General features: G+C 35.7%; 9 protein-coding genes and 2 pseudogenes. 7 read left to right on the top strand and 4 right to left on the bottom strand.

Annotated features, from left to right (window positions below; genetic code table 11):
* From DMP16_RS05215 to DMP16_RS05195, 5 genes and pseudogenes are all read left to right on the top strand, one after another.
* Window positions 1-311 (top strand): annotated as a pseudogene (locus tag DMP16_RS05215) (ABC transporter ATP-binding protein); the annotation flags it as partial.
* On the top strand, window positions 308-1,924 hold the full coding sequence (locus tag DMP16_RS05210; protein ID WP_069284072.1) for an ABC transporter permease subunit: 1,617 nt from the start codon (window positions 308-310) through the stop codon (window positions 1,922-1,924). The pseudogene DMP16_RS05215 and the gene DMP16_RS05210, both read left to right, overlap by 4 nt.
* Window positions 1,925-2,292: 368 nt before the next feature.
* Window positions 2,293-3,822 (top strand): biotin carboxylase N-terminal domain-containing protein, encoded by a 1,530-nt coding sequence (locus tag DMP16_RS05205; protein ID WP_143576948.1) that lies wholly within the window; start codon window positions 2,293-2,295, stop codon window positions 3,820-3,822.
* Window positions 3,822-4,328 (top strand): biotin/lipoyl-containing protein, encoded by a 507-nt coding sequence (locus tag DMP16_RS05200; RefSeq protein ID WP_069284070.1) that lies wholly within the window; start codon window positions 3,822-3,824, stop codon window positions 4,326-4,328. Before DMP16_RS05205 ends, DMP16_RS05200 begins: the two co-directional genes overlap by 1 nt.
* A 15-nt stretch (window positions 4,329-4,343) precedes the next feature.
* The gene (locus DMP16_RS05195) at window positions 4,344-5,915 is read left to right on the top strand and encodes an acyl-CoA carboxylase subunit beta (RefSeq protein WP_069284069.1); all 1,572 of its coding nucleotides are present in this window, start codon (window positions 4,344-4,346) and stop codon (window positions 5,913-5,915) included.
* 8 nt (window positions 5,916-5,923) lie between these two features.
* Here DMP16_RS05195 and DMP16_RS05190 read toward each other — a convergent pair whose 3' ends face one another.
* Together DMP16_RS05190 and hel308 are read right to left on the bottom strand one after the other, a co-directional pair.
* Window positions 5,924-6,115, bottom strand: coding sequence for a hypothetical protein (locus tag DMP16_RS05190; protein ID WP_069284068.1), 192 nt, complete (start codon window positions 6,113-6,115; stop codon window positions 5,924-5,926).
* Window positions 6,066-8,201 (bottom strand): ATP-dependent DNA helicase Hel308, encoded by a 2,136-nt coding sequence (hel308, locus tag DMP16_RS05185; RefSeq protein WP_069284067.1) that lies wholly within the window; start codon window positions 8,199-8,201, stop codon window positions 6,066-6,068. The genes DMP16_RS05190 and hel308 overlap by 50 nt, the downstream gene beginning before the upstream one ends.
* Before the next feature lie 168 nt (window positions 8,202-8,369).
* On the opposite strand from hel308, the gene DMP16_RS05180 reads away from it, so the two are divergent.
* The gene (locus DMP16_RS05180; RefSeq protein ID WP_069284066.1) at window positions 8,370-8,585 is read left to right on the top strand and encodes a ribbon-helix-helix domain-containing protein; all 216 of its coding nucleotides are present in this window, start codon (window positions 8,370-8,372) and stop codon (window positions 8,583-8,585) included.
* Window positions 8,560-9,531 (top strand): annotated as a pseudogene (locus DMP16_RS05175) (inorganic phosphate transporter). Before DMP16_RS05180 ends, DMP16_RS05175 begins: the two are co-directional and overlap by 26 nt.
* Here DMP16_RS05175 and DMP16_RS05170 read toward each other — a convergent pair.
* Both DMP16_RS05170 and DMP16_RS05165 read right to left on the bottom strand, forming a co-directional pair.
* Window positions 9,520-10,182 (bottom strand): DUF47 family protein, encoded by a 663-nt coding sequence (locus DMP16_RS05170; protein WP_069284064.1) that lies wholly within the window; start codon window positions 10,180-10,182, stop codon window positions 9,520-9,522. The pseudogene DMP16_RS05175 and the gene DMP16_RS05170 overlap by 12 nt on opposite strands.
* Before the next feature lie 30 nt (window positions 10,183-10,212).
* Window positions 10,213-11,026, bottom strand: an 814-nt coding sequence (locus DMP16_RS05165; protein ID WP_143576947.1) for a DUF763 domain-containing protein, incomplete at its 5' end; no start/stop codon positions are given.

Genomic DNA, 11,026 nt, shown 5'->3' with positions numbered 1-11,026 from the left:
TTCTTTTAATGGATGAACCTTTTTCTCATTTAGATGAGTTAACTGCTGAGGGCTTAAGGCAAGAAATCTATTCTATGCTATTTAATGAGGGTACTACATTAAAGAGTGTAGTTCTTGTATCTCATAACTTAAATGAAGTAGTCGAACTGGCTGATAGAGTTTACGTCCTAAATGGAAGACCAGCCAATGTGGTAGGTGAAGTAGAAATTACGTTAGAAAGACCTAGAAATCCTAAGGATGAGCGTTTTCAAGAATACCTAGACGTCCTCTACGGTTTGTTAACCCCAATTAAGGGGGGCGAGAAAGTATGAACACGGTTTTATTGTTAACCTTAGCCACTTTAGCATCATCAGGTAGAGTGTTCCTAACAATAGGTTTATCTATTCTAACTGGTTGGCTATTAGGATATATTGCTGTAAAAAATAGAGCTTTCGAAAACGCTTATGTATCATTAATTGAGGTTTTTGAGTCTGTCCCCGTAATATCATTCTTTCCTATAGTTCTCATATTTTTCGTTTACAGAATAGGAGGTTACTTAGGTATAGAACTTGCAGTTGACTTTCTAGTCTTTACTGCAGTGGTGTGGAATATATGGGTAGGAATCTATCAAGCCTTTAAAACAATTCCATTAGACCTAATTGAAGTAGTAGATAACTATAGATTAGGTTTTTTGGATAAAATGAGGAAACTATACATTCCTTATTCATGGCCTAGGATAGCAGCTAATTTAATACCTAGCTTTGCAGATGCGTTCTTTTATATAACAGTTAGTGAAGTTTTCTCCATAGGTACTTCTACTTATCACGTATTTGGAATAGGTACACTAATAGCTGAATTATCAGCTGAAAATAATTACATTGCTGTAGGTGAGGGATTAGCAATTTTAGCTGTCTTCGTAAGTATTTTTACATATCTTTTGAGGAGATTTGCAGTATATACTGTCTCCAAATACGGTCTAGATACAGAGATAAAAGTATCTAAAAGAGGTAAGATAAGAATAAGGTATACAACAAGAATTTCTAACACTTTAGCACCATTTACTAAACTATCAAAGTATGCAACCAGAGTAACCAGAATCGTTAGTAGGACTAGTACTGAGGAAGAGGCAAAGAGGACTATGCCATGGAGATATTTAGGAATAGGTATCGCGCTAGCAATTTTAGCCCTTATCATATATGGAGCGTTTTCCACGATTACCTCCATACCTAAGTCTACGTGGGCTTATTTAATATCAACCACACCATCAGACCTTTATAGTTTATTAATAGACTACGCTAGAGTCGCCTTTATAGCAGTTGTAAGCTTTGTTTTTGCTCTATTCTTGGGTTATTATATTGCAATTAACGAAAAGGCTGAAAAGGTAGCTATACCAATAATACAGACTTTCGCGTCTTTTCCAGCTCCGACGTACTTTCCCCTTCTTTTAGCGGCAACTATAGGGATAGTTAGTAAGATATTAGGGGGATGGACTAACGAGTTTTATGTGATACTTTTAGGATTTATCTCAACATTTTATTATGTCTTTTACAGCTATTGGCTTGGAATTAAGAATATGCCTCAACAATATTGGGAAATAATGAAGAACTATAACTTCTCGTTCTGGCAAAAAATGAGATATGTGATAATTCCTGCTACTTTTCCTTACATAATAGCAGGTATCTCAAGTACAATAAATAGTGCTTGGGGAGGATTAGCGATAGGCGAGTACTGGCAAGGAATTTATGATAGTTACACCTTACAAGTTTCTCATGGTATAATGAAAGATATAGCTCTAGCCACAGCTAATGGCAATATACCTTTAGCGGCGTGGGACTCATTATTATTTGGTATAGTTGTAGTGATATACTCCATATTATTCACCAGAAAATTAATGGATATAGCTAGAGAGAAGTATGTTGCAGAGGAAGGAATTTACTTAGCTTAACTATCTGTTACCTTCTAATTCCTTTTTCAATTGATCAGCGTTCGCGCATTTCCTCACTGCTCAGTTCCCGGATTCGTCATCCTCAGTATGGAGTGGCTTACGATAATTAAATATTTTTCTGTATAAAGTTTAGAGTGTTATTTTGTAATTTAGATTCGATATCCATGATTTCAACGCTACTTCAAGTGCGTTTCTAGAAAATCTATAAGGAGATAATTTTCCTCTTAATATTTTCTACTTCCCCTCCTTGGACTAACATAAAAAGTTTGATGTTGATCACTTTTTATATTAAAAAATTTTTAGAATTTTATACATAGATAAATTCTAAAGTTAAAAACTTTTAAACCCGATATACACTATTATTATTAATGCCCCCATTTAATAAAGTTCTCGTTGCCAATAGAGGAGAGATAGCAATCAGAGTAATGAAAGCGGTAAAAGAGATGGGAATGAAAGCTGTAGCAGTCTATTCAGATGCTGATAAATATGCTCCTCACGTTAAATATGCGGATGAAGCGTATTGGATTGGACCTTCACCCGCAATTGAGAGCTACTTAAACATAGATAGAATTGTTGACGCTGCATTGAAAGCTCATGCTGATGCCGTACATCCCGGTTACGGATTTTTATCCGAAAATCCAAGGTTTGTAAGAGAAGTAGAGAAAGTCGGTTTAACCTTTATAGGACCTTCAGCAGAAGTCATGGATAAAATAAAAGACAAGCTAGATGGTAAGAGGATAGCTAGAAAGGCTGGAGTTCCAACCTCACCTGGTCCATTAACACCAGTCGAGAGCGTAGATGAGGCTTTAAAGGTCGCTGAGGAAATAGGCTATCCAATAATGCTGAAGGCTGCTGGAGGAGGAGCTGGCGTAGGGATAATAAAGGTTGATAATTCAGCAGAATTGGCTGAGGCTTTTGAAAGGAGCAAAAGATTATCATACTCAGCTTTTGGTAGAGCAGAAATATATATCGAGAAAGCTGCCGTAAAACCTAAGCATATAGAGACACAACTAATAGGCGATAAATATGGCAATTATGTAGTAGCATTTGAAAGGGAGTGTACAATTCAGAGGAGAAATCAAAAGCTGATAGAAGAAGCTCCTTCTCCCTCAATTACCTGGGAAGAAAGAAAAACAATTATTGAAGCTTCGATTAGATTCGGTAAGGAAATAAATTACTTCACCCTAGGTACTATGGAATTCGTATATTCTCCAGTAACACATGACTTTTATTTTTTGGAAATAAACAAAAGAGTACAAGTAGAACACACTGTAACCGAATTTATAACAGGTATTGATCTAGTAAAACTGCAGATTAGACTTGCTGCTGGAGAATATTTACCGTTTTCCCAAGAGGATCTGAAAATTAGAGGACACGCCATTCAATTTAGAATAAATGCTGAGGATCCTTTGAACGAATTTACGCCACAATCTGGTTACATAACATATTATAAAGAACCTACTGGACCGGGCGTGAGAGTTGATAGTGGAATTGAAGTTGGTACATGGGTTCCACCTTATTATGATCCATTAGTCTCTAAGTTAATAGTATATGGTCAAAGCAGAGACTATGCAATACAAGTTGGATTGAGAGCATTAAATGATTATAAGATAGGTGGTGTAAAAACTACTATACCCCTATATAAGCTCATCTTACAAGACCCAGACTTCTGGGAGGGTAACTTTACTACCGCTTATATCTCTGAGAAAATACAATACTTTAAGCAAAAACTAACTGAGGAAGAGGAAAGAAAAGTAGCAATTGCTATAGCTTTATATAATAGAGGTTTATTGAAGAGAAAAGCTGAAGAGAAGAAGATTATAAGAGATGAGAGGGCTCCAAACAAATGGAAGACTTATGGCATCGCTCTACAATCTAATACGAGGGTGATGTGGTAATGAAGGCTTATAGAATCCATACAGAATTGGGAGATTCTTACGTTGTAGCCTATGATCAGCAAGGAAATATAGATAATATAAAAATAGGAGAGAAGGAAGTAAAAGTGAAGTTCTTAGGCAGAGGTACTAGGGAAAATGAATATCTATTTGAGATCGATGGGAAAAATTATTATGTGTTTGTTGAATCAGATGGGACCTTAATATTCGCTAATGAAAACTTTCTCAGATTAGACAGAATAAACGAAATACCAGTTAAAGAAGGAGAAAGTATAGAAAGTGTTTTAAGAGGAAAGGAGGGAGAGATAATTTCACCTCTATTTGGGAGAATCGTTAAGATTAGAGTGAGGGAAGGTGATGCTGTAAATAAAGGTCAACCTTTACTCTCAATTGAAGCTATGAAAGCAGAAACTGTTATTTCTTCCCCTATCGCCGGTATAGTTCAAAAAGTTATGGTTAAAGAAGGTCAGAGTGTGAAGAAAGGTGACATTTTATTACTTATTAAATAGTTAAGGTGATAAGATATGTCCCTATATGAGAAACCATCTGTGGATAAATTAATTGAAGAACTAAAGCAATTAAAAGAAGTGGTAAGAAAAGGAGGAGGAGAGGAAAGAATAAAATTCCAACATAGTAAAGGTAAGTTATTAGCTAGAGAGCGATTAAATCTATTATTTGATGAAGGTACATTTAACGAAATATTGACTTTTGCGACAACTAGATCTACAGAGTTTGGATTAGACAAGAATAGATACTACGGAGACGGGGTAATAGCTGGATGGGGTAAGATAGATGGACGTACAGCTTTTGCTTATGCACAAGATTTTACGGTGTTAGGAGGAAGTCTAGGAGAGACTCATGCCAATAAGATAATTAGAGCCTATGAGATGGCATTAAAGGTGGGAGCTCCAGTAATAGGCATAAATGACTCTGGGGGCGCTAGGATACAAGAGGGAGCATTATCCTTGGAAGGTTATGGTGGAGTATTCAAGATGAATGTAATGGCTTCTGGCGTAATACCTCAAATAACGATAATGGCTGGACCTTCGGCTGGAGGAGCAGTGTATTCTCCTGCATTAACCGACTTCATAATAATGATAAAGGGAGATGCATATTACATGTTTGTAACTGGACCAGAGATAACGAAAGTTTCGATAGGAGAGGAGGTTAGTTATCAGGATTTAGGAGGAGCGATAGTTCATGCTACGAAGTCTGGAGTAGTTCACTTCGTCGCTGAAAATGAACAAGATGCGATAAACATTACGAAGAGATTGCTATCCTATCTACCATCTAATAACATGGAAGAACCACCATTTATGGACACTGGGGATCCTGCTGATAGAGAAATGAAAGGTGCTGAATCAATAGTACCTAGCGACCCACTTAAACCATTTGATATGAGAGACGTGATATACAATTTAGTTGATAATGGCGAGTTTCTAGAAGTACATAAACTATGGGCTCAAAACATTACAGTTGGGTTCGGAAGAATAGCAGGAAATGTAGTGGGCATAGTTGCGAATAATTCTATGTATTACGGAGGAGCAATAGATGTTGATGCTGCTGATAAGGCTTCAAGATTCATCAGATTCTGTGATGCATTTAATATTCCTTTAATAAGTTTAGTCGACACTCCAGGGTACGTACCTGGAACTGATCAAGAATACAAAGGAATAATTAGACATGGAGCAAAAATGTTATATGCCTTCGCTGAAGCTACTGTACCAAAAATTACGGTAATTGTGAGGAGATCTTATGGAGGAGCTCACATAGCAATGAGTATCAAGAGCTTAGGTGCTGATTTAGTATACGCTTGGCCTACAGCTGAAATAGCAGTCACTGGACCAGAGGGTGCCGTAAGAATCTTATATAGAAAAGATTTACAAACTGCAAATAATCCTCAAGAGTTATTGAATCAAAAGATTAGTGAGTATAGAAAATTATTCGCTAATCCCTACTGGGCTGCGGAGAGAGGACTAATTGATGATGTAATAGAACCTAAAGATACGAGAAAGATTATTGCAATGGCATTAGAGATGTTGAGGAACAAGAGAGAGTTCAGATATCCTAAGAAACATGGAAATATACCACTATGATTTTTCTTTTAGATTCTCTTCTTAACTGACAATTGAGAGCAATCTTTAAATTCAATTTCCTTTTGACCTAGAGCTAGAAATATTAATAATAATTTCCTTAAAGTTTCACAATCCTCATCTTTAACTATAAACTCTTTTCCATTCTCTAGATTAATGAATTCTATTAAGTAATCTTGCAGCTTCTTGGACAACTTTCTCACCCATTTTTGCCCCAAGTAAACTCTTCACTTTATCTGGCTCAATTACTATATCTCCTAAGCCCCTAATTCCATTATTATAGAGTAATCTTGCCCTCTTCCTACCTATGCCCTTCACTTGTACTAATTCTAATAAATCTTCCTTAACTCCATCTTTAACTCTCATGTTCAACATTCTTAGCTTCTCACTATGTTCATCCAACCTTAAGACCTTCGATATTTGATAACCACTATAAGTTAGCCAATCCATAGTCTCAATTATGTTTCTTAGATCTCCCGAACCTATACCATACTTTTCTAATATTACATCATTATCTATCTCATCAATCCAATCCTTCACAATCATTGCTACTTTCAATGCGTTTAAATATAATGAGTACTCTTCGTCCTCATAAGGCTCCTCTATTAAAAGATCACAATCTAAATCCTCTATCATACCTATTAGCTCCTCTTCCTCATTTCTACCTAAGGAGACTAGGGGTCCATCTGGAGTAAAAGCAAATAAGTGGAGATAAGCGATATCACATGACGACTTAGCTTTTTCTAACCCTGCCCTCACTACATCTGCAGTAAAGGGGTTTATATATAAGTCAGCTACTCTTTTTCCAAAATCGGTTAAGGATAATACGTGATCACTTAAACTCATAAAATTATGTTCGTTTAACCAGTTCACTGCCTTATCAAAATACGTGTCTACTAAAATTCTGGGAAGAAAAGACTCATATGCATAATTAGCCAAATCATCATATTTCATCTCACCTTCGACAGAAAGTACTCCTAATAAGAACGTATAGAAAGCTCTCTCATTAGCTAATTTAGACTCAATTGGTTCAACAGTTGAGAATATGTATTTCTCAAATACTCTCTCCACACTCTTCTTATCCCTCACCACTATTATTGCTTCCCCGATATCATCAAAACCTGGTCTACCGGCTCTGCCGCTCATTTGTTTGTATTCCATAACCGGTATTTCCTCTTGAAATCCAGCTATCCTTCTGTTATACCTATATATGTCCCCTATTATAACAGTTCTAGCTGGCAAATTTACCCCAGCAGCTAATGTTGGCGTAGCCACAATAACCTTAATCTTCCTTTGCCTAAATCCCTCTTCTATCAAGTCTCTCAGACCCTTAGATAGTCCCGCATGATGAAATGCAACTCCTTTATTTATCAATTCTTTGAGAGCCTCTTTCTCTTCACTTCCTCCATCTTCAACTTCCTCTAGCTTGGTAATTATCTCAGATATTCCTTTGTCATCTAAAGTTATGAAGTTCATATAGCCAGCTATCTTCATCGCTGTGCTTTCTACAATTCTCCTCGAATTTCTAAATATTAACACCTGACCATTTCTGTTTAAACTATCTAGTGTATAAGCAATAATAGGATCGTCCCCATAAACCTTTCTAGTCGAATTATCCTTAAATAATACTGTATATCCTTTCTTATCTGGGTAAAGAACCCCTTCTATCAATGGTACTGGTCTCCAGTTGACCGTTATTGGTTCAGTTCCTAGCCAATTACTCACTTGTTTATAGTTACTTATTGTAGCGCTCAAGGCTAACAAATTTTGTTTCTTAGCTCTTATTGCTACACTTTCAACTACTGGTCCTCTCTCAGGGTCATTTAAATAGTGAAGCTCATCTAATACGAAATATTTTACGTCATTAAGCCATTTAGGTCTATGTCTCCACAAGGAGTCCAATTTTTCATACGTTGTAACTATTATGTCATAATTCTCTAGCCAAGCATCGTCAGTATCATAATCTCCAGATGTCATAGCTACTTTAAAACCTAATTTCTCCCAATCCTTAAAAGTTGAATATTTTTCATTAGTTAACGCTCTAAGTGGGGTTACATAAACAGCTTTTCCCTTATTTTTCAATAAGAAAGATACCATTCCTAGTTCAGCAATCAATGTCTTACCAGACCCGGTTGGAGATGTTAATAACAGTTTTTTATTATCTAAAAGTCCCTTCTTTACAGCCTCAGTTTGAGGGGGGTTAAGTTTGGTTATACCCCTCTTCAAGATGATTTCTATTACTTCTTTTGGTAAAGGTAACTCGCTAACAGGCATCCACTCTACTGTCATAAAATCAAAATACTTCTTCGCAACCTTTTATAAGTACTTTTACCCCTTTGATACGCGAGTAGTCCTCGTTAAAAATTTTTCAATCTCAACGTATTATTATTTAAGCTTTCTGGTACCTTTTTAAACGAAAGGTTTATCTATCTAAGATAACTATAAAGTATGATTCGTATGCAATCTTTCAGAAAGGTAGATGAGTCTACATTTGAATTAGAAATCTCAAGTACAATAACGATCTCGTTTAAACTGGAGGACGAGTTTTTAAATAAGATAGATAGTATTGCAAGAGATTTAGGCTACACAAGTAGGAGTGATTTTATTAGGGACGCAATATTGGAATATTTGAGGTTCTTAAAGCAAAATGATAACAATAGAAATACTGGTTAATTATGCTTTATTATTAATAGGGGTTGTTTCTGCATATCTGATTGGGAGTAATAATAATGCTACTTCTTTAGGTATTCTATTCGCTACTAATGCAATAAGAAGAAGACAAGCGTATCTACTTAACATGATATCTCTTTTCTTAGGGGTAGTTATTGGAAGCTTAACGATGCTCCATAGTGTTTACGGTCTAATAAGTGGGAACCAGTTATACGTAACGATTTCTATTGTATCCACCCTTTCATCTTCAATAATAACCTTTTATTATCTGAATAAATCTGGTATTCCTTCATCTTTAAGCCAGACCTTTTATCCTTCTTTAGCCGTAATAACATTAGTATCCCACAGTCTACTTGACTTAGACTGGATTAGGTTTTGGATAGTAGTCCTCTCCTGGGCTATCTCACCCATTTCTGCGATATTATTCTCCTTATTTCTTTATTATGTTCTAAGCAACGTGCTGACAAGTGAATATAGGATATTAAGACAGATAAAAATTTATAAGAGCCTTATAATGTTTTCCTCAGCCTTTACCTCATTTGTTGTAGGAGCTAACGCAATAGGTATCATAGTTTCGTCAGCCTTAGTAGTTTTTCCGACATATATAATATTACCCATGTTTGGATTGTCAGCTTCTTTAGGGGTGATATCAAGTCGAAGAATAGCAATTAAAGTAGGATTTAGAGTAACTAAGTTAGGATATTTGGGGGCTTAATCGGCAATTATAGGTAGTAACGTAATCAATGAGATCTTCACTTTTTTCGGAATACCACTTTCCATTACTCAAACTATCATGGGAGGAATAATAGGACTTAGTTTTAGGAGTTTTACCTCAGATGTTAGAAAACAAGTTAGACAAATAATAAAAAGTTGGACAACTTCACCACTAGTTGCAATAGTATTATCATTAGCAATATTTGGAATAATTAAAAGTATTTTAGGACTTTAAAGTAGCGTAGAATATTTCTACACTTAGAGTAGCTTCTTCTAAAGAATCCAAAATATCATCAATGAACAAGATTATATCTTTCATCTGCAATATACTAATAATGTCTATTTCCTTTTCTATCTCATATAACCTCTGGAGTAAGTTATCCTTTATCTCATCTCCTTCTCTCTCCATTGCTTGAATTTCTCTACCTAACTTTAAAGTACCCTCCATATCATTACTAATCTTTCTAGTAAGTTCATGCGTCCTAGAGGAGGCTTCTGCTACTAACGCGAGGTACATATTAACAGTATCGTAAAGTGTGAGAATACACTTCTTATCAATCTTCCTTGATCCTAGAGCTCTAGCTGCATCCTTTACTGCACTTAACGTATTAAAAAGTGATTGCGTTAACATCACCATCGCCTCTTTAAAATCTGGCAAAAACGCTTCCCCATATAAGGTAGATAATATTTCCTCCCTCAATATTTCAGCTTTTTCATGAAGACTTTTAATCTTTATTAAGTAAGAAGGTAATTGTTCGTAACTTTCCTTCTTTACTGCCTCAAATTCATTACTTAATATTTTTACAGCTTCCTCTATGAACTCAGCTAGATAAGTTAATCTTTCAAAAACTTCCTGCTCTTTATTATTAAGCCTTAGCTTAAACATAATTAATATACTTTTAGATTTGTCTATTATTTAAGCTCTCTCGCTTGATCCTAGTTCACGTAATTTACTTAAAGCTAATCTCTTGTCGCTCTCACTTAATTTAGCCTTACTAATGAAGTCTTCTAATGTGTAAATTACTTCCCATGCTACTCTTCTATTCACTGGAAAAGGTATACCATCTTTACCGCCTACTGCAAAAGCGTACTTGAAAGGATCATAGGGATAATTAACTGGGTCCTTATAAGAGGGTGGTTCATTGTATATTAAATCAGCTATTAGATAAAGTGCTCTAGCAGTAGAAGGACCTAATCCGTTAATTAGAGCTTCCTCAAACGTTAACGGTTTAGCCTCATATATGCTACTCAGAACCTCTTGTATTTTACTAATGTCAACAGGTTTCATATATACCAACCTAGCCTCTTTAGAAATTATTGAAATCGAACCACCCTTAACCCACATATCTAGAGTGGACTGTCCTTTTAACATGGCTTCAGCTTGCTTGTACAAGGATAATATCTTTTTAGGGTTCTCCTTCAGTAGGTCTAATACCAATTTTCTAACGTTATCCTTGTTCCTCTCTATAATATTTATTACTTTATTATCCCTCTTCACACCAGCTATTGCTGAATGAGGCTCTACGACGAAATTTTCAGTTTCTTTCCAATGATATCTTCTAGCAAACTTGGTTTCCAAATTCATGCCTTGTTGAACTATACCCCAATTACCCTTCTCAGTAACCAGAAGAGAGTGATGATAAAGTTGATGACCATCTTGAACTAAAGTAGTATCTACCTTAGCCACGATTTTACTTATACGCTTTAACCTACTCTTATCCACATCGAAA

The sequence above is a fragment of the Sulfolobus sp. B1 genome, assembly GCF_007050195.1.
Classification (GTDB): Archaea; Thermoproteota; Thermoprotei_A; order Sulfolobales; family Sulfolobaceae; genus Saccharolobus.
This window is presented reverse-complemented; position numbering and strand designations above follow the sequence as displayed.